The 19,021-nt window shown below is 55.5% G+C and carries 19 protein-coding genes and 1 pseudogene; 1 reads left to right on the top strand and 19 read right to left on the bottom strand.

The window, feature by feature from the left end:
• Position 1 precedes the first annotated feature (1 nt).
• The 18 genes and pseudogenes from KO116_RS01185 to salA form a co-directional block, all read right to left on the bottom strand.
• On the bottom strand, positions 2–1,069 hold the full coding sequence (locus tag KO116_RS01185; protein WP_035554908.1) for a branched-chain amino acid ABC transporter permease: 1,068 nt from the start codon (positions 1,067–1,069) through the stop codon (positions 2–4).
• A gap of 12 nt (positions 1,070–1,081) precedes the next feature.
• On the bottom strand, positions 1,082–1,942 hold the full coding sequence (locus KO116_RS01180) for a branched-chain amino acid ABC transporter permease (protein WP_009286238.1): 861 nt from the start codon (positions 1,940–1,942) through the stop codon (positions 1,082–1,084).
• 65 nt (positions 1,943–2,007) lie between these two features.
• A complete protein-coding gene (locus tag KO116_RS01175; RefSeq protein ID WP_035554906.1) occupies positions 2,008–3,180 on the bottom strand; it encodes an ABC transporter substrate-binding protein in 1,173 nt (390 codons plus the stop codon).
• Between the two features lie 104 nt (positions 3,181–3,284).
• The gene (benB, locus tag KO116_RS01170) at positions 3,285–3,773 is read right to left on the bottom strand and encodes a benzoate 1,2-dioxygenase small subunit (protein WP_045812035.1); all 489 of its coding nucleotides are present in this window, start codon (positions 3,771–3,773) and stop codon (positions 3,285–3,287) included.
• A gap of 33 nt (positions 3,774–3,806) precedes the next feature.
• Positions 3,807–4,544, bottom strand: coding sequence for an RHO alpha subunit C-terminal catalytic domain-containing protein (locus tag KO116_RS26170; protein ID WP_327050457.1), 738 nt, complete (start codon positions 4,542–4,544; stop codon positions 3,807–3,809).
• A gap of 290 nt (positions 4,545–4,834) precedes the next feature.
• Positions 4,835–4,978 (bottom strand): annotated as a pseudogene (locus tag KO116_RS26165) (Rieske 2Fe-2S domain-containing protein); the annotation flags it as partial.
• A gap of 178 nt (positions 4,979–5,156) precedes the next feature.
• Positions 5,157–5,612 (bottom strand): dioxygenase family protein, encoded by a 456-nt coding sequence (locus tag KO116_RS26235; RefSeq protein ID WP_442905829.1) that lies wholly within the window; start codon positions 5,610–5,612, stop codon positions 5,157–5,159.
• A complete protein-coding gene (locus KO116_RS01160; protein WP_442905792.1) occupies positions 5,531–6,232 on the bottom strand; it encodes a dioxygenase family protein in 702 nt (233 codons plus the stop codon). The genes KO116_RS26235 and KO116_RS01160 overlap by 82 nt, the downstream gene beginning before the upstream one ends.
• A 527-nt stretch (positions 6,233–6,759) precedes the next feature.
• The gene (locus KO116_RS01155) at positions 6,760–8,004 is read right to left on the bottom strand and encodes a benzoate/H(+) symporter BenE family transporter (protein WP_035564150.1); all 1,245 of its coding nucleotides are present in this window, start codon (positions 8,002–8,004) and stop codon (positions 6,760–6,762) included.
• 71 nt (positions 8,005–8,075) lie between these two features.
• Positions 8,076–8,861: a benzoate diol dehydrogenase BenD gene (benD, locus tag KO116_RS01150; protein WP_035564152.1), complete on the bottom strand. Its 786-nt coding sequence runs from the start codon at positions 8,859–8,861 to the stop codon at positions 8,076–8,078.
• Positions 8,858–9,883: a benzoate 1,2-dioxygenase electron transfer component BenC gene (gene benC, locus KO116_RS01145; RefSeq protein WP_035564154.1), complete on the bottom strand. Its 1,026-nt coding sequence runs from the start codon at positions 9,881–9,883 to the stop codon at positions 8,858–8,860. The genes benD and benC overlap by 4 nt, the downstream gene beginning before the upstream one ends.
• 24 nt (positions 9,884–9,907) lie before the next feature.
• Entirely contained in the window at positions 9,908–10,396 is a 489-nt protein-coding gene (gene benB, locus KO116_RS01140; RefSeq protein WP_045812035.1) for a benzoate 1,2-dioxygenase small subunit, read from the bottom strand.
• Positions 10,397–10,429: 33 nt separating this feature from the next.
• Entirely contained in the window at positions 10,430–11,797 is a 1,368-nt protein-coding gene (locus KO116_RS01135) for a Rieske 2Fe-2S domain-containing protein (RefSeq protein WP_035563419.1), read from the bottom strand.
• Between the two features lie 89 nt (positions 11,798–11,886).
• Entirely contained in the window at positions 11,887–12,858 is a 972-nt protein-coding gene (catA, locus tag KO116_RS01130) for a catechol 1,2-dioxygenase (protein ID WP_035563416.1), read from the bottom strand.
• Between the two features lie 63 nt (positions 12,859–12,921).
• Entirely contained in the window at positions 12,922–13,212 is a 291-nt protein-coding gene (catC, locus tag KO116_RS01125) for a muconolactone Delta-isomerase (protein WP_035565030.1), read from the bottom strand.
• A gap of 89 nt (positions 13,213–13,301) precedes the next feature.
• On the bottom strand, positions 13,302–14,420 hold the full coding sequence (locus tag KO116_RS01120; RefSeq protein WP_035565033.1) for a muconate/chloromuconate family cycloisomerase: 1,119 nt from the start codon (positions 14,418–14,420) through the stop codon (positions 13,302–13,304).
• Positions 14,421–14,929: 509 nt separating this feature from the next.
• Complete coding sequence (locus KO116_RS01115) at positions 14,930–16,102, bottom strand: ABC transporter substrate-binding protein (RefSeq protein WP_035565036.1); 1,173 nt, start codon at positions 16,100–16,102, stop codon at positions 14,930–14,932.
• A gap of 67 nt (positions 16,103–16,169) precedes the next feature.
• Entirely contained in the window at positions 16,170–17,483 is a 1,314-nt protein-coding gene (gene salA, locus KO116_RS01110) for a salicylate 1-monooxygenase (RefSeq protein WP_045812034.1), read from the bottom strand.
• A 203-nt stretch (positions 17,484–17,686) separates the two neighbouring features.
• Here salA and KO116_RS01105 point away from each other — a divergent pair, with 203 nt between their 5' ends.
• The gene (locus KO116_RS01105) at positions 17,687–18,592 is read left to right on the top strand and encodes a LysR family transcriptional regulator (RefSeq protein WP_022521200.1); all 906 of its coding nucleotides are present in this window, start codon (positions 17,687–17,689) and stop codon (positions 18,590–18,592) included.
• Here the strand turns inward: KO116_RS01105 and KO116_RS01100 are convergent.
• Positions 18,535–18,999 carry a nuclear transport factor 2 family protein gene (locus tag KO116_RS01100; RefSeq protein WP_035565039.1) on the bottom strand — a complete coding sequence of 155 codons (465 nt, stop codon included), beginning with the start codon at positions 18,997–18,999 and terminating at the stop codon, positions 18,535–18,537. The genes KO116_RS01105 and KO116_RS01100 overlap by 58 nt on opposite strands.
• Positions 19,000–19,021 lie beyond the last annotated feature (22 nt).

Below are 19,021 nucleotides of genomic sequence, written 5' to 3'. Positions count from 1 at the left end.
CTTAGTTCTCCTTACGCGGGGTAACGGGTTGAGCGGAGAGAGCCACTGCTGCCTTCTCTTGTTCAGACACAGTTTTAGAGGCTGCTTGAGGCTTACGCTGCCAGGGGGGCGCGATAATCAAACCGGCAATCCCGCGAGGAAGCACCAGTACCGCAACGATAATGGTCAGCCCCATCAGGATGGGCCAGTGCGTCGTGGCATGCTCGTAAACATAGAGCAGAATTTCGTAAGCGAAGGCGCCTAAGATGGGACCGAAGATGGTACCCATGCCGCCTAAAATGAGCATCATTAGCACTTCACCCGAGGTGTGCCAGCCCAGCTGAGCCGGATTAGCGAAGCCGTACTGCATCGCCGCTAACATGCCCGCGATCGCTGCCATCACTCCTGCGATAACAAAGGCCACCAGCTTGTAGCCGTTAGTGGCATAGCCTAACGCCTGCATACGGTGCTCATTGTCATGAATACCGTCGAGCACCTGGCCAAAGTAGGAGCGCGTGAGCCAGCGTAGAAAGAAGTAGCCAAGGAGCAACATCCCCAGGCAGAAGTAAAAGAAGCTGTAAGGGTTATCGAGATCTATCAGCGTACGCTCGCCTAACGCCAAGCTCGGTCGGAACATAATAAAAACGCCGTCGGTTCCTCCCGCGAACTGAGACGTACTAATGAAGTAGTAAAGCATCTGGCCAAACGCCAGGGTGGTCATGATGAAGAAGATGCCTTTAGTGCGGATCACTAAGATACCTATCACTAACCCCACACAGGCAGAGACGCCCATCACAAGAGGTAGCATCCACCACATTGACGCTGGACTAAAGTCTGGGCTGGCTAATGCCAGGGTATACGCCCCCAAGCCAAAGAAGAGCGCATGCCCAAGGCTAACCAAGCCCACGATGCCTACCAGCAGATCCAGGCTCATGGCAAACAGCGCCAGGATTAACATCAGCGTCAGTTTCTCCAACATAAAGTTGGCCTGATTACCGAATACGGCCTCTCCCCAGAGAGGAAACGCGGCTACCAACGCCGTTAATACCAACATAATCAACGCAACGCGCTTGGGATATCTATGTAACATTGCTTACTCTCCTCACGCGAACAGGCCGCGCGGTTTCACCAGCAGTACCGCGGCCATAATCAGGTAGATCACCATGCTGGCAAGGCTCGGAATGAGTACCGCTCCAAAGGTAGTGGCCATACCAATGATGATGGCCCCCCAAAACGCCCCCTTAATGGAACCAATGCCGCCGATGACGACGACCACAAAGCAGGTGATCAGGATGCTATCGCCCATGCCTGGCGCGATGGAGGTGAGCGGTGCAGCAATCATGCCGGCGAAGGCGGTAAGCGCCACACCGACGCTAAAGATGAGCGTAAAAAGGGTACGCACGTTGATTCCCAGCCCTTCCACCATGTCTCGATTGACGGCACCGGCACGGATGATGATGCCCAGCCGCGTATGTCGCATCACCCAATAGATCACCCCTGCCAAGGCCAGGCAGACGCCCATTACAAAGAGGCGGTAGACCGAGTACTGCAGGTTATCAGTCAACTGAATACTGGCATCGAACGGTGCGGGCACTGCTACGCGATGCACATCGCCCCCCCAAATGATCCGCTGCGCTTCGTTGAGCACTAAAATCAGCCCGAAGGTTAGCAATACTTGATAGAGGTGATCGCGCTTATAGAGCGTATCGAGAAACAGCCGCTCAATGATGAGTCCCAACACAATAGCGATAGGAATAGCCGCCAGAATGGCCAACCAAAAATTGCCCAACCGCAGAGTGAGGTCGTAAACCAGATAGGCACCAATCATATACATGGCGCCGTGGGCCAGGTTGATGATGCCCATAATGCCGAAAATCAACGTCAAACCGCTGGCAATCAAAAAGAGCAGCAGACCGTACTGCAGACCGTTAAGGAGCTGTACGCTGAAAAATGCGAGATCCATAAGATCCCTCCGAGAATCAGAGTGAGGGGCGGGCCATGCCCGCCCCAGAGTGCATACAGCTACCGTTACATCTGGCAGGCTTCGTCGGGTACTTCGAGATTCTCGGAAGCGATACTAACGACTTCGTGCTTGCCATCACGGATCTCGCGAAGGTAAACATTTTGGATGGGATGGTGGGAGTCAGAGAAGCTTAAAGGCCCGCGTGGACTTGCCAATTGAACATTGGCTAATACATCGATCAGGCGCTCTTGATCAGAGGTGTCGCCTCCTAATACATTGAGCGCTTGCACAAGCATCATGCCCGTATCGTAACCTTGTACGGCATAGGTATCCGGCATTTCACCGTAGGCATTTTCGTAGGCTGAAACGAAGGATTGATTGGCCTCATTTTCGAGAGTTTCAGCGTAGTGCAGCGTGGTCATTACGCCTTCCCCTGCATCGCCTAATGCAGCTAAATTACCTTCGGTAAGAAAGCCCGACCCTAGCAGTGGTATGCTCTCTTTCAAACCTGCTGCGGCATAATCCCGAACAAAGCTGACACCGCCACCGCCTGCGAAGAAGGTATAGACAGCATCAGGCTCAAGGCTGGCTATTTGTGTCAAATAACTCTGAAACTCGGTGCTCGGGAACGGCACTAAAATTTGCTCGACGATCTCGCCGCCTTCAGCGGTAAATGCCTCCTCAAAACCAGTGAGGTCTTCCTTACCACCAGCGTAATCCCAAGTAATGGTAACAATCTTACGATGCCCTTGATCGTAAGCCACTTTACCCATGGGATAGCTGTCCTGCCACATGCTAAATGAGGTGCGGAAGACGTTTGGCATGCACAGTTCATTAGTGGCAGCACCCAACCCTGCATTGGGAATAATGGTGATAGCGCCGGTCTGTTTGGCGACCCGCAGCATCCCCATAGCAACGCCGGAATGTACCGGCCCGATCACGAAGTCAACGTCGTCCCCATTGACGAGACGGCTCATGTTTTGAGGCGCCTTCGAGGGGTCAGCTTCTGAATCAAGCTCGACATACTCCACATCACGGCCACCCAACTGACCACCCTCTTGTTCAATGGCCAGCTTTAAACCGTTCGTAATGGCTTCACCAAGAGCGGTATAAGTACCTGAATAAGGAAGCATCAAGCCGAGCTTCACCGGGTCTTCGTTAGCAGCGACGTTCATAGCTGAAAACATCGCGGTAGCGCTTAGCAGAGTGGCGAGGGAGGTCTTTTTAAATGTTTTCATTATATTTTCACCAGGGTTAAGTTGTTTTTAAATTTTCATTTTCAAATTGCTATCGCTTCACGCGATAGCAAGACAAGCGACATCCCTGTTTTCATCAGCACCAATTACACGTGGTAAACATCAATGACCTGATGGATATAGTCGTTATTCAGCTGCACGACTTTTCTTGTGATCAGTGGGGTCTCGCCCGACACATCCAGGGTGTAGAAGCACGTGCCGAAGAAGCTGTCGGTCTTCTTGTAGCGGTGGTTGAGCGTGTGCCAGTTAAACCGCAGCTCTACCGTGTCGCCCTCGTGCGACAGGATCTCCAGGTTGTTAACCTGGTGGGTGGTGCGCGGCTCCGGTGTACTCGCCCCGCTGCGCTCGGTCTTGATCCGGTAGACCCGGTCTTCCAGCCCGTCGCGGTTGGGGTAGTAGATCAGCGAGATCTCGCTGTGCGGATCGCGGGTCAACTGGTCGTCGTCATCCCAGGCGGGCATCCAGAACTCGGCGTCCTTGCGGTACAGCGTGAGCCACTCGTCCCACTCCCGGTCGTCCAGCAGCCGTGCTTCGCGGTACAAAAACGCTTGGATGTCGTGATAGCTAATGCTCATGGCACTTCTCTCCTCTCTTCTGGCGCTGGGCGCTTAGGCGGACGCGGTGGCGATAAATTGGCTGCGCTCTTTGTCGATGGCGCGCAGCATTTCGCTGACCCAGTGCTTGTGGTGCAGCACGTAGAGCCCTTCGTCTTCCGGGGAGGCGCCGCTGAGCAGGGGCTTCATGTCGATCGCTTGGGCCGTTTCATCGGCGCCTTCAATCCACTGTTGGGCCCCGCGGGAGAGGTCGTTCCATTCGGCCAGGGCGCCGTTATAGCCTTCTTGGCAGGCGCGGAACTCTTCGAGGTCGTCGGGGGTGCCCATGCCGGAGACGTTGAAGAAGTCTTCGTACTGACGGATGCGCACACGCCGATCTTCGGCGGCTTCGCCTTTGGGCGCGAAGCAGTAGATGGTGACTTCGGTTTTGTCCACGGCGATGGGACGAATCACACGGATTTGGGTGGAGAACTGATCCATCAGGTAGACGTTGGGGTAGAGGCAGAGATTGCGCGTCTGGTTGACGATGGAGTCGGCGCGCGCGTCGCCCAGCTGCTCCTGGATCCAGTCCTTATGCTGATAGACCGGGCGCACTTCCGGGTTAAGCAGTCGGGTCCACAGCATCATGTGGCCGTTTTCGTAGGAGTAGAAGCCGCCTTTGCTCTTCGACCAACCGTCGGCATCCACCGCTTTGGTGCCACCGGCGTCGTAGTTGCGGCGTTCCATGGTGGAGGCGTAGTTCCAGTGCACGGAGCTGACGTGGTAGCCATCGGCACCGTTTTCGGCCTGCAGCTTCCAGTTGCCGGTGTAGGTGTAGGAGGAGGTGCCGCGCAGAATTTCCAGGCCTTCGGGGCTTGGTCGACGATGTTGTCGATGATCTTGGTGGTTTCGCCCAGGTGCTGCTCAAGCGGTTGAACATCATCGCTCAGGCTGCCAAACAGGAAGCCTTTGTAGTTTTCAAAGCGCGGTAGGCGCTTAAGGTTGTGGGAGCCATCCTGTTTGAACTGCTCAGGGTAGGCGCCGTTCTTCTCATTTTTGGCTTTGAGCAGTTGGCCGTCGTTTTTGAACGTCCAGCCGTGGAACGGGCAGGTGAAGGTGCCTTTGTTGCCGCGCTTACGGCGGCATAGCGTGGCGCCGCGGTGGGCGCAGGCGTTAATCAGGCCGTGCAGCTCGCCTTGCTTATCGCGGGTGATAATCACCGGCTGGCGGCCCATGGTGACGGTCATGTAGTCACCCGGTTCACTGATCTGGCTCTCGTGGGCCAGGAACAGCCAGTTGCCTTCGAAGATGTGTTTGAGCTCAAGCTCAAAGAAGGCGGGGTCGGTAAACATGCTGCGGTGGCAGCGGAAGATGCCTTGCGCGGGGTCGTCTTGGACGGCGCCGCGCACGCGGGCTTCGAGCTGATCAAGCTGCGTGGTCATGATCTCTCTCCTCGTATTTATTATGTCGCGCTGTTATGTCTTGCTCAGGCGGGCCAAGGGGAAGGCCCGCCTTGCTCAAGGCATGAGGGTTATACCTTGGCGGTACCGGCGAGCTGGCTGGCCAGATCCTGGTCGTCTTCTTTGGCCCGCGGGCGGGCGTGACGCACCTGCAGCTCGGGGCCTCGACGGGGGCCAGCGCCACATCGAACACCACGTGGGAGAAGGGGCCGTCCAGGTCGCGCTTGGCGATCTCGGCGGGGTCTTCAATCCGCTCGGCGGGCACGACGAGCTCTTCGCGGGTGGCAAAGGCGAAGTCGTCATAGGTGTAGGGGTCGCCTGCCAGGTTGATCTGGGTGGTCAGGTGCTGGTGGCCCGGGGCGGAGACAAAGTAGTGGATATGCGCCGGGCGCTCGCCGTGACGACCGAGGGACTTGAGCACCACGTCGGTGGGGCGCCTGCGGGCACGCCGTAGCCGGAGGGAATGATGCTGCGCGCGGTGTAACGACCTTCGCTGTCCGCATAGATCGTGCGGCGCAGGTTGTACTCGGATTGCGAGGGGTCGAAGAAGGAGTAGCCGCCCAGGGAGTTGGCGTGCCAGATCTCGACCTTGGCGCCGGGGATCGGGGTGCCGTCGACGTCACGCACCTGGCCGGTCAGCCACATGGTCTCGCCCTCGGTCGTGTCATCGTCCAGGCGGGCAAAGCCGTCGGCTTCCGGGGCGCCGGCCACGTAGAGCGGGCCTTCGATGGTGCGCGGCGTACCCCCGGTGCGCTGGGCTTCGGCATCAATGGCGTCCTGGCGCATATCGAGGAAGTGGTCAAAGCCGAGCCCTGGCGACAACAGGCCGAACTGGGTCTGGCTACCCAGGGCATTGAGCAGGTTAACCGCCGCCCAGTACTCTTCCTCGGTGACATCGAAGTCATCGATCAGTTTGAACAGGTCGCCCACCAGGCGATGAACGATCTGCTTGGCGCGGTCATTGCCGCCTGACTGATCAAAGCCAGCAACGGTTTTGACAAACTCTTGAACTTCGGGCGTATCGAATATCTTCACGGTCATGATGAAACCCTATCGTTGGTTTTCTTGTTGTCTTGGAGCCCGGCGATAGTAGTAGTACGTTTTGGAGAGCAAGTACGCCTATCAAGGGCCTAAAGACGACAGTTGTTGTTATGTTCGCCACTAATATCGATCATGCCGTGACTTCCCGACCAATATCGTTTGAGTTCCCTTCCATACTTGATAGGTATCTCAGATGAAAGTTATGTAGAATATTCACAACCTAATTCGAATCAGCAAAAAATAGCTAACCTTTTATTTTAAAAGAAAAACTATCAAACAATACTGCTAAGCCTGCTAATAACATTCAGTTTGACTCCTCATTCACTTAAGCTTTAAACCGATATAGTGGCGTTTGTGAGACATAGCTCTCATCTGACCCACTCAAAAGGAGTAACAATTAATTTCAACTTGCGACAAAAGGATAAAGGGACTGTCAAACGTCAAATGGGACAAAAAAGACCCGCACTGCAAAAGCAGACACGGGCCAAGGAGGATAACCACTATAAAGTTGCAGGAGTTGTATGAGATCAGCCGCTCTTTTTAGCTACCTCACGGGTGAAAATAAACTCGAAGTCCTTGGTTTCGAAGATTGCTGAAACGACCACGCCTAATACCAACGCCCAAAACGTGGCGCCGATGCCGAGAATCTGAATGCCGGATGCAGCAATTAAAAAAGCAAACAACGCGCCTATTTCATGTTTCTTGCCTGCAAAGGCGATAGCCATCGAGGAGGTAATGACCCGCATAAGTGCCAGCCCGGCGATAATGGCGATAAAGTAGCGCGGCGTAGCCTCCAGTAGGCTGACTACATAGCCGTAGAAAGGCGCGGCAAGCACAAAGATAGCCCCAGCAATCACCGCCGCCACCCAACGTTTGTCATGAACGCCAGCTTCCGGGGAGGCGCAGACACCGGTCATGGGTGCGGCTATACAAGTACTGTGCAGGTTGAAAAAAGCCGACACCATGGTGCCGACGCCGCCCACCGCAGTGATTCCATTAGCGGGCACTTCTTTGTAACCCATTCCCTTCACTAGGCCGACACCCGCCGGTGTTTCCATTCCGACTAGAATAATAGCGAGTGGCAGGCCGTAGGTCAGAAAAGCTCCAAGAGTAAACTCAGGCATGATGAACTCAGGGAAACGAACGGTTGCTTCTATACCGGACAGATCCACGCCAGTCGCTATCAGGTACAAAATGCCCGCCAGCATCGCCACAACCAGAGGCGGAACCTTACGTAAGAGGCGAGCAGAGAGGAAAAAAGCCAGGATCATGATAGAGGCTGGCACGATAGCGCTCTCCAACGGCTTAACCATGTTGAGGCCAAAGCTAAGTAGCATACCGCCCACCATGCCCATCACTATTGGCATCGGTATCAAACGCATAACGATACCCATCACCCCGGTCACGCCAGCAACTAGCGTAATAGCCCCCGCAATCAAACTTGCACCTAATGCAGCCTCTAAGCCGATTACAGGGATAACCGCTGCGAACATTAATGCACCGGGGATGGAGTTAGCCATTGGCAACGGCAATCGGTAATAGGCTGGCATGAATAGTCCAAACAGGCCGTTGATCATCAGGTAGCTGATCACCCAAATCATGATGAAGGAGGAGTCCAGGCCTGCAGAGGTGCCGGCACTAATGTGAACGACTCCAACGCTGAGCCCTAAAATTCCAGCCACTAGCCCAGTACTGGCATTGTCGGCATTGAGGTCACGCAGGAAGTCGCGGGGCGCATACCTTAGGCTGACGCCTTTCTCAATATGTTTCACGGTTTGCTCCAGGGAATTACTGTACTTAGAGTTATCGTTGATACTTCTTTAGCGTTGCCTTAGATAATTTACTAATAGCCCTGGTCGCCTCCGCCCACTGGCAGCACGCTGCCGGTGATGTAGCTCGCCTCATCAGAGGCCAGGAACAGAATCGGCGCGGCCATCTCGTCGAGCGTGCCGTAGCGTTTCATCAGGCAGCTCTGCTTGGTTTGGTCGATATGCGCCTGGAACCAGGCCCGTTCGGTATCGTTGCGGGGCTCGGGCGTGCCGCGGGAAATCCGGCGCGGCGGTGCTTCCGTGCCCCCGATGGCAGCAGCCGCCACGCGGATCCCAGCATCAGCGTATTCGAAGGCCAGCGACTCGGTCAGCGCATTGACCCCCCCCTTGGCCGCCGAGTAAGGGATCCGGTGGATGCCCCGCGCCGCCACTGAAGAGACATTGACGATCACGCCGCTACCCTGCGCTACCATGGTCGGCAGTACCGCACGGCAGCACCAAAGCGTAGGCATTAGAGAACGGTTGATCTCTGCCGCAATTTGCGACTCGGTAAACTCGGTAAACGGCTTGAAATTAATCGCGCCGCCTACGTTGTTAACCAGAATATCGATACGGCCAAAGTGAGCGAGCGCCACCTGAATCGCTTGCTCAGCGCCTTCCCATGTTTCCAGGTCGGCTTGTACCGCAATCACGTCACTTCCTTGCTTGCTTATTTCAGCGACAACCTCATGGATTTGGTCAGCGCGATCTACCAATACCAAGCGGGCGCCTTCAGCGGCGGCACGCTCAGCCACCCGCTGCCCAATTCCTTGCGCAGCGCCGGTAATCACCATTACTTTGTCTTGAAAGCGGTGTGTCATGATGCGCTCCCTGCTTCATTGGGGGTGAACTTCTCATAGTGGAAGCTCTGAGGCTCGATGCCTTCAGCGTCGAAGTACTTCAGCACGGCATCTACCATCGGGGGTGGGCCACACAGGTAAACGTCCACATCGCCGTCATGCATTACCTCGGCGTCCATGTGGTGCGTCACGTAACCTTTACGCGAATGCTCGCTAGCCTCGTCGACCACTACGGTGGCGTAGGTAAAGCTAGGAATTTTTTCTACGAAGGCATCTAGCGCATCCGTTTTGACCAGGTGGTCATCTTTATTGACGCCGTAAATCATATGAATCGGTGCATCACAGCCCTTTTCGACCAATTGCGCTAACATGGAGAGAAACGGAGCCAGACCCGTGCCGCCAGCAAGCATAAGCACCGGGCGCTTCACTTCTCGCAGGTAGAAGCTGCCCAGCGGGCCAGTCAGCGTAAGCTTGTCTCCCACCGCCGCGCGCTCGGTTAAATAGCCGCTCATTGCCCCGTTGGGGATGTTGCGAATTAAGAAGGTGGCGCGCTTATCCCCCGGCAAGGAGCTGAAAGAGTAGGAGCGGTGCACTCCCGTGCCGGGCACATCAATATGAATGTACTGCCCCGGCAGAAAGGCGAGGCCCTCGGCATCATCCAAATCAACGACTAGCTCAATACTATCTTCGGAAAGTTGCTCAACTGCTGCTACCGTGCTCTCAACCTTGCCCACCTGTGTTTTACACAGCGTGGATGCCACTGGCACTTGAATAACGCAATCCGAAGAAGGCACCATCTGGCACGTGAGCACCTGGCCTTCAGCCGCTTCCTCATCGGAAAGCGCATCTTCCAGATACTCGTCACCCATGTCGAATTCGCCCTGTTCGCAGTGGCCTTTGCAGGTGCCACATACACCGTCAGAGCAGTCCATCGGTAGGTTAACTTTTTGCCGGTAAGCGGCGTCGAGAACAGTCTCCCCCTCTTTACAGCCAATAAAGCGGGTAACGCCGTCCTCAAAGTTGAGGGCAATGGTATAACTCATGGTTAATTCTCCTCTCCCCTCAGGTCACACGTGATATACGTCGATGACTTGATGGATATAGTCGTTATTTAACTGCACGACTTTTCTTGTGATCAGTGGGGTCTCGCCCGACACATCCAGGGTGTAGAAGCACGTGCCGAAGAAGCTGTCGGTCTTCTTGTAGCGGTGGTTGAGCGTGTGCCAGTTAAACCGCAGCTCTACCGTGTCGCCCTCGTGCGACAGGATCTCCAGGTTGTTAACCTGGTGGGTGGTGCGCGGCTCCGGTGTACTCGCCCCGCTGCGCTCGGTCTTGATCCGGTAGACCCGGTCTTCCAGCCCGTCGCGGTTGGGGTAGTAGATCAGCGAGATCTCGCTGTGCGGATCGCGGGTCAACTGGTCGTCGTCATCCCAGGCGGGCATCCAGAACTCGGCGTCCTTGCGGTACAGCGTGAGCCACTCGTCCCACTCCCGGTCGTCCAGCAGCCGTGCTTCGCGGTACAAAAACGCTTGGATGTCGTGATAGCTAATGCTCATGGCACTTCTCTCCTCTCTTCTGGCGCTGGGCGCTTAGGCGGACGCGGTGGCGATAAATTGGCTGCGCTCTTTGTCGATGGCGCGCAGCATTTCGCTGACCCAGTGCTTGTGGTGCAGCACGTAGAGCCCTTCGTCTTCCGGGGAGGCGCCGCTGAGCAGGGGCTTCATGTCGATCGCTTGGGCCGTTTCATCGGCGCCTTCAATCCACTGTTGGGCCCCGCGGGAGAGGTCGTTCCATTCGGCCAGGGCGCCGTTATAGCCTTCTTGGCAGGCGCGGAACTCTTCGAGGTCGTCGGGGGTGCCCATGCCGGAGACGTTGAAGAAGTCTTCGTACTGACGGATGCGCACACGCCGATCTTCGGCGGCTTCGCCTTTGGGCGCGAAGCAGTAGATGGTGACTTCGGTTTTGTCCACGGCGATGGGACGAATCACACGGATTTGGGTGGAGAACTGATCCATCAGGTAGACGTTGGGGTAGAGGCAGAGATTGCGCGTCTGGTTGACGATGGAGTCGGCGCGCGCGTCGCCCAGCTGCTCCTGGATCCAGTCCTTATGCTGATAGACCGGGCGCACTTCCGGGTTAAGCAGTCGGGTCCACAGCATCATGTGGCCGTTTTCGTAGGAGTAGAAGCCGCCTTTGCTCTTCGACCAACCGTCGGCATCCACCGCTTTGGTGCCACCGGCGTCGTAGTTGCGGCGTTCCATGGTGGAGGCGTAGTTCCAGTGCACGGAGCTGACGTGGTAGCCATCGGCACCGTTTTCGGCCTGCAGCTTCCAGTTGCCGGTGTAGGTGTAGGAGGAGGTGCCGCGCAGAATTTCCAGGCCTTCGGGGGCTTGGTCGACGATGTTGTCGATGATCTTGGTGGTTTCGCCCAGGTGCTGCTCAAGCGGTTGAACATCATCGCTCAGGCTGCCAAACAGGAAGCCTTTGTAGTTTTCAAAGCGCGGTAGGCGCTTAAGGTTGTGGGAGCCATCCTGTTTGAACTGCTCAGGGTAGGCGCCGTTCTTCTCATTTTTGGCTTTGAGCAGTTGGCCGTCGTTTTTGAACGTCCAGCCGTGGAACGGGCAGGTGAAGGTGCCTTTGTTGCCGCGCTTACGGCGGCATAGCGTGGCGCCGCGGTGGGCGCAGGCGTTAATCAGGCCGTGCAGCTCGCCTTGCTTATCGCGGGTGATAATCACCGGCTGGCGGCCCATGGTGACGGTCATGTAGTCACCCGGTTCACTGATCTGGCTCTCGTGGGCCAGGAACAGCCAGTTGCCTTCGAAGATGTGTTTGAGCTCAAGCTCAAAGAAGGCGGGGTCGGTAAACATGCTGCGGTGGCAGCGGAAGATGCCTTGCGCGGGGTCGTCTTGGACGGCGCCGCGCACGCGGGCTTCGAGCTGATCAAGCTGCGTGGTCATGATCTCTCTCCTCGTATTTATTATGTCGCGCTGTTATGTCTTGCTCAGGCGGGCCAAGGGGAAGGCCCGCCTTGCTCAAGGCATGAGGGTTATACCTTGGCGGTACCGGCGAGCTGGCTGGCCAGATCCTGGTCGTCTTCTTTGGCCCGCGGGCGGGCGTGACGCACCTGCAGCTCGGGGGCCTCGACGGGGGCCAGCGCCACATCGAACACCACGTGGGAGAAGGGGCCGTCCAGGTCGCGCTTGGCGATCTCGGCGGGGTCTTCAATCCGCTCGGCGGGCACGACGAGCTCTTCGCGGGTGGCAAAGGCGAAGTCGTCATAGGTGTAGGGGTCGCCTGCCAGGTTGATCTGGGTGGTCAGGTGCTGGTGGCCCGGGGCGGAGACAAAGTAGTGGATATGCGCCGGGCGCTCGCCGTGACGACCGAGGGACTTGAGCACCACGTCGGTGGGGGCGCCTGCGGGCACGCCGTAGCCGGAGGGAATGATGCTGCGCGCGGTGTAACGACCTTCGCTGTCCGCATAGATCGTGCGGCGCAGGTTGTACTCGGATTGCGAGGGGTCGAAGAAGGAGTAGCCGCCCAGGGAGTTGGCGTGCCAGATCTCGACCTTGGCGCCGGGGATCGGGGTGCCGTCGACGTCACGCACCTGGCCGGTCAGCCACATGGTCTCGCCCTCGGTCGTGTCATCGTCCAGGCGGGCAAAGCCGTCGGCTTCCGGGGCGCCGGCCACGTAGAGCGGGCCTTCGATGGTGCGCGGCGTACCCCCGGTGCGCTGGGCTTCGGCATCAATGGCGTCCTGGCGCATATCGAGGAAGTGGTCAAAGCCGAGCCCTGGCGACAACAGGCCGAACTGGGTCTGGCTACCCAGGGCATTGAGCAGGTTAACCGCCGCCCAGTACTCTTCCTCGGTGACATCGAAGTCATCGATCAGTTTGAACAGGTCGCCCACCAGGCGATGAACGATCTGCTTGGCGCGGTCATTGCCGCCTGACTGATCAAAGCCAGCAACGGTTTTGACAAACTCTTGAACTTCGGGGGTGTCGAATATCTTTACGGTCATGATGAAAACCTCTATTTTTATAGGCTTTTGTTTTATAAAAAGAACTGGCGTGTCTATCGATAATTAGCTGTCGTCGTCGCGCACTGAAGAGGGGTGACGGCACAGCGGTTTGACGCTGATCTCCATATAGGGGAATAGCGGCAGGTTACTGACGAGTTCCTGCAGCTCAGCGTTGTCTTCCACGTCAAAAATACTGACGTTTGAGTAGCTACCCGCTACCCGCCACAAATGGCGCCATTTACCCTGACGCTGTAGGTCTTGGGAATACGCCTTTTCCGTTGCCTTGATCTTGGCTGCCTGCTCGGCTGGCATGTCAGGCGGCAACTTAACGGTCATCTCAACTTGAAACAGCATATGGCTCTCCTCTTTCTTTACGGGCGAACGCAAACGATGGCTTTTCTTTGCCGTGGCGTTTACTTACGAGACGTTCACTTACGTGACTGTTACTTACGTGAGTAGTGCGCCAACTTATCTTCATCCAGGGTGATGCCGAGGCCAGCCCCTTGCGGTAACTCCACTCCAAACTCGGTGTAGTTGAGAGGGGTAACGACGATGTCGTCTTGCAACAGCAGCGGGCCGAACATTTCCGTGCCCCAAGCCATTGCTGGCAGCGTTGCCCAGGCGTGTAGAGAGGCAGCCGTACCGATAGTGCCTTCCAGCAGGGTGCCGCCATATAAGCCAATGCCAGCTGCTTGGGCGACGTGAGCCAGCTCAAGTACCCCGTAAATACCGCCGGATTTGGCGATCTTTAGTGCAAAGGCACCACTGAAGCCGCCACATACTAGATCAAGCCCGTCGCGGGCATCTTGCACCGCCTCATCGGCGAGCATCGGCACATTGAAGCGGTTAGCCAAGCGAACTAGGCCGGCATGTTCACGCGCGCCAATGGGCTGCTCAATTAACTCGATGCCAGCATCCTGTAGCACCTGAATACCGCGAACGGCGGTGGATTCATCCCACGCCTGATTAACATCAACTCGCACGCTGGCTCGATCGCCCAGCGCTTCCTTGATCGCCGCCACATGGCGCACGTCCTGATCCACCGGGTTAGCACCAATTTTTAACTTGAAGTCGCAGTGCCGACGCTGTTCTAAACGCAGCATGGCCTCATCAATATCTTTGGCGGTATCACCGCTGGCTAGCGTCCACAGCACGGGCAAGTGATCCTGACGTACGCCGCCCAGCAACTCGGCGACGCTCAATCCCAAGCGTTTGCCCTGAGCATCCAACAGCGCCGTTTCTAATGCAGATTTGGCAATCATATTGCCGCGAGCATGGCGGTTAAGCCGAGCACGCAACTGGTGGACATTGTTGGAGGGCTGGCCGACCAGCAGGGGAGCTAGATAAGTATCAATATTGCGTTTAATGCTCTCCGGGCTTTCGGGGCCGTAGGCCAGGCCGCCAATGGTGGTGCCTTCGCCGATCCCTTCGATACCGTCAGAGTGGCGCATGCGCACAATGACCATGGTTTGGCAGGCCATGGTGGTCATGGAGAGTTTGTGAGGACGGATGGTCGGTAGGTCGACCAGCAGCGTCTCAATATGTTGTATGACGGTTGACATGCAGGCTCCAGCGTCTGGCAATCGTTGACTTGATGTCAGTTTGATTGCGTGAGGAAGAGGGAACCAATATTGTTTAGGTGCTTAGCCATACCGAGGAGGTATCAACATAGGGAGATGACTGCCTGTTTTTTAACGGGCAACTATTTTTATTTAACCAACTCGCCCTCTGCTCCGCTTCTTCAGTCCTACCCATCTTCTTTAATTTTCTTTATTAATCAATAGATTGATAAATATGGTGGCGTTTTAACGGCGGTTTATCCATAAATGAGACACGTAATGATGGGTAAGGCATAGCAACACGGTGAGTAGATAATATCTGCGACTAACTATTAACGTGATGGCACACTTTCCATACGCCAAAGCCAGCTGGGTGGTGTTTCTTTTACGACAAAAGAATAAGACACATCATTGAGACATGAGGCGTAAAGCACAGGAAGGCAGCACGACGCTAATCACACGATTTAGTCGTACTGCCAACAATAATAAGCGCTAACTCTCTAAAAACTCACTTACATCTGGCAATCAGCATCGGGTGACTCGAGTAGCTCATGCGCTACCGATAATACTTCGTGCTGACCATCGCGGATCTCACGTAGGTAGATATTTTGTATCGGGTGGTGGGACTTGGAGAAGCGTAATGGTCCACGTGGGCTCTGCAGCTCAACGGCAGCGAGTGCGTCAATGAGTGCATCGCGGTCAGTGGAATCACCTTCGACTGCATCAAGCGCTTGTATGAGCATGGCACCCGTGTCATAACCATGCACGGCATAAGCATCAGGCATCTCACCGTAAGCCTCTTGATAAGCAGCTACGAAGCTCTGATTTTCTTCACTCTCCAGCGTTTCAGCGTAGTGTAGCGTCGTTAACACCCCCTCGCCCGCGCCTCCTAATGCTGCCAAATTACCTTCGGTCATAAAGCCAGAGCCCAACAGGGGAATATTTTCCTTAAGTCCGGCTGCAGCGTAGTCACGCACAAAGCTGACACCCCCTCCACCCGCGAAGAACGTATAAACCGCGTCGGGATTGAGGCTTGCTATTTGCGTCAAATAACTTTGAAACTCAGTGCTGGGAAAAGGAACCAGAATTTGCTCAATAATCTCACCACCGGCTTCCGTAAACGCCTCCTCAAAAGCAGCAATATCCTCTTTACCACCGGCATAATCCCAGGTAATCGTTACCATCTCACGGTGGCCGCGATCATAAGCTACTTTCCCCATGGGGTAACTGTCCTGCCACATGTTATGTGAAGTACGAAAGACATTGGGCATGCAAAGTTCATTAGTTGCTGCCCCCAAACCAGCATTGGGAATAATGGTAATAACGCCGGTTTGCTTGGCCACGCGGAGCATCCCCATGGCCACACCTGAGTGGACAGGGCCAATAACAACGTCGACCTCGTCACTGTTCACTAATCGGCTCATATTCTGGGGGGCCTTGGAGGGATTGGCCTCGGAATCAAGCTGGACATACTCGACTTCACGTCCTCCAAGCTGTCCACTATTCTGCTCAATAGCGAGTTTCAAACCATTGGTAATAGCCTCGCCCAGTGCCGTGTAGGTACCCGTATAGGGCAACATTAAACCTAGCTTTACAGGTTCGCCATCTTCAGCCATTGCAAGCTGGCCTGCCAGCAAAAAGCCTGCCCCAAGTAACGACGTCAGTGTTGTATTATTTGTTTTCATCGTTGCACTCTTTGTTGTAGTTCGTCTTTATAAAAGAAGTTCTTGCTTTAAATGGGTAGCTTTTGGTTCACCCCCAGTTCTCGCTTGTTTCAAACTTCAAGCTATTTTTAGCGGCAATCACATCCTCGTGTGGGTCATGAATCCACAGCCACTCGAAGCGGCTCTCCAGATTGTTAATTAGCTCGGCTTCATCGTCGCCGATGCCCTCTCCTGCATATTCGTAGACATCGCCCGCCTCATGGGAGGTACGCTGCACTTTGCAGCTACGGCTATGGCGTACTTGTTCGAAGGCAGACAACACAGTGCTTACGTTGTGGCTACGGCAACTGGCATCCGCCAGCAGAGTCGCCAGCACATAGGCATCCTCCAGCGCCTGACCGGCTCCCGCCCCCTGGTGAGGCACTAACGCATGGGCAGCGTCGCCCACGATCAGTACGCGGTCGCGCTGGTAGCGGGCAAGCTCAGGTAACTCATGCAGCGCCCAGCGCGTTGGCTCAGGAATGCATTCAAGAATGGCTTGGCAAGCCGGGCTCCAACCTGCAAATACGTCTAGCATTTCCGCCTGGCTGACGGCTTGAACCCACTCTTCGCCTTCGGGCAGTTTAGGGTTCGGTTTCGAACGATCCGTAATGAAGGCCACGACGTTAACGAGTTGAGACTGCTTAACCGGGAAGGTCAGAATATGGCGATCTTTGCCAAGATACATCTGAGGCACCAATGCTAGGCGCTTCTCGCTGCCTTTAGCCTCTAGAGCAATCTCTAGGTCCCTGGTGGGAATCATGCCGCGATAAGCGTAAGTGCCACTCCAGAACGGCGTAATTTCGCCGTACTGCTCCGGGGGTAACACATGGGGGCGCACCGCCGACTTAATGCCGTCAAAGCCGATGATCACATCACCCGTAAAGTGAGTGCCATCGTCGAAGCTGGCGGTGGCGCTGTCGGCGTCTTGCTTAACGCCTATACAGCGTTTGCCGAAGTGGGCGATGCCCTCAGGCAGATTGGCGACAATCGCATCAAGAAAATCGGCACGATGCACCGAGGATTGGCCAACGCCTGGCGCCAGGCTGGCAGTTAAGTAGGTATCATCACTGCCTCGGCGCCACTCGAACCAAACATCCTCAAAGGGCGCGGGCGAGGAGTCGGCAATACATTGATAAGCGTTTTCCAACCCCAATAGCTGAATGGCTTTTACCGCATTGGGGCCAAAGGAGACACCCGCACCAATCTCGGAGAACTGAGGAGCCGCTTCGAAAAGCTGAACATCAAGCTGGCTATCACGGGATAATGCAACGGCGAAGGCGACTCCTCCGATACCACCACCGATGATGCCAATCGAAAGACGTTTTGGCTGTGTATTTGCTACTGTGCTGTTAGCTACCATGATTTAACTCTGCTCAGGGGCTTATCGTTATATGTTGAGCGCTATGCTCTCCCCCTAACGCTATTCGGAAGCGTCAACTGCCACCACACAGCTTCCTTCATTCAGACTATAAACGGCGCTAATAACAAGATGAATCAACCAGTTAAAAACCTCTCTGACGGCTACATTCGACTATTGTGGAATATGTTGCGAGGCGCAAGGTGATGGAGAAACTTGCCAACATTGACCTGAATTTGCTGGTTGTTTTTGACTTGTTGTACCAAGAACAAAATACACAACGGGTGGCGCTGCGCTTGGGTATCACCCAGCCGGCGGTGAGCCATGCACTGAAACGTTTACGCCACTTGCTGGAGGACGAACTTTTCGAGCGCACGTCGCAAGGTCTGCAACCAACGCCCCGTGCCAGTCGACTTCACCCCGGCATTGCGGATGCGCTGGCACGAATGAACGACACGCTGAACCTATGCGACGATTTTAACCCCGCTAAGAGTGAGCGCACTTTCCATATCAACATGACCGATATCGGTGAAATAGTGTTTCTCCCGCGTCTGCTGCAACATCTCTCACACCACGCACCGGGGGTTTCACTCAACACCGTGCGCAGCCACCATAATGACCTAAAAAACGAGATGGAGGAGGGGGAGATAGATTTGGCCGTTGGCCTGATCCCGCAACTAGGAGCAGGCTTCTACCAGCAGCGACTGTTTGTACAACGCTACGTTTGCTTAATGCGCGAGCATCACCCGCTCGCTGCGGAGGAGTTTAGCCTTGAGGCGTTTCGCACAGCGCATCACGCTGTGGTGGTTGCCCGGGGAACCGGGCATGGCATTATCGAAGAGCAGCTTGCGCACGCTGGGGTTGTGCGCCCAGTTCGGTTAACACTGCCGCATTTCGCAGCTGTTCCCTATATCGTCAGCAGCAGCGATCTAGTGGTGACGGTTACCGATAAATTAGCCGAGGCAACGCGAACACGTTTCGGGTTAGCCATTCGTGAGCATCCCCTAACGTTCCCAGAAATCCCGATTAATCTTTTCTGGCACCGTCGCTTTCATCAAGACCCAGGCAACCGCTGGCTGCGTGGGCTGATGTTTTCTCTGTTCTCTGAATAGGGGTCGTTCGGCTTCGCCCACGCGGCGCGGGTGCTATGGGCTGCCGTTTTATTGGTAATTTTCCAGATGCCGTCGACCTTCACCAAGGTAACCACATCGACCCAGGAATCCGCCAGATTGTCGCTATTATCAAAGCCTAGCAGTACGCTGGCGATCTCTCCCGCCTGGGTGACGGCAATAAAGCGGCTCTTCACTTTACGGTGGCTAGCCGCCCAGCGCTCGAAACGGTCGCTGATCAAGTCAGTCGCCAACTTGCCATCAGCATCCACAGCAAAAATCCACGCGTCCTTATGAAACGCCTCCTCCAGCTTTTCTTGACCGCCTTGAAAGCCATCGACATATAGCTGCACTACACGCTTAATCTCGTCAATCTCAGGCGCATCACCCACGACAGTGATATCCGTCATTACTTATCTCCTGCTTATTAAT

The organism is Halomonas sp. KO116 (assembly GCF_000734975.2).
GTDB lineage: Bacteria > Pseudomonadota > Gammaproteobacteria > Pseudomonadales > Halomonadaceae > Vreelandella > Vreelandella glaciei.
Note: the sequence above shows the minus strand (reverse complement) of the source record. Positions and strands in the feature narration are given on the sequence as shown.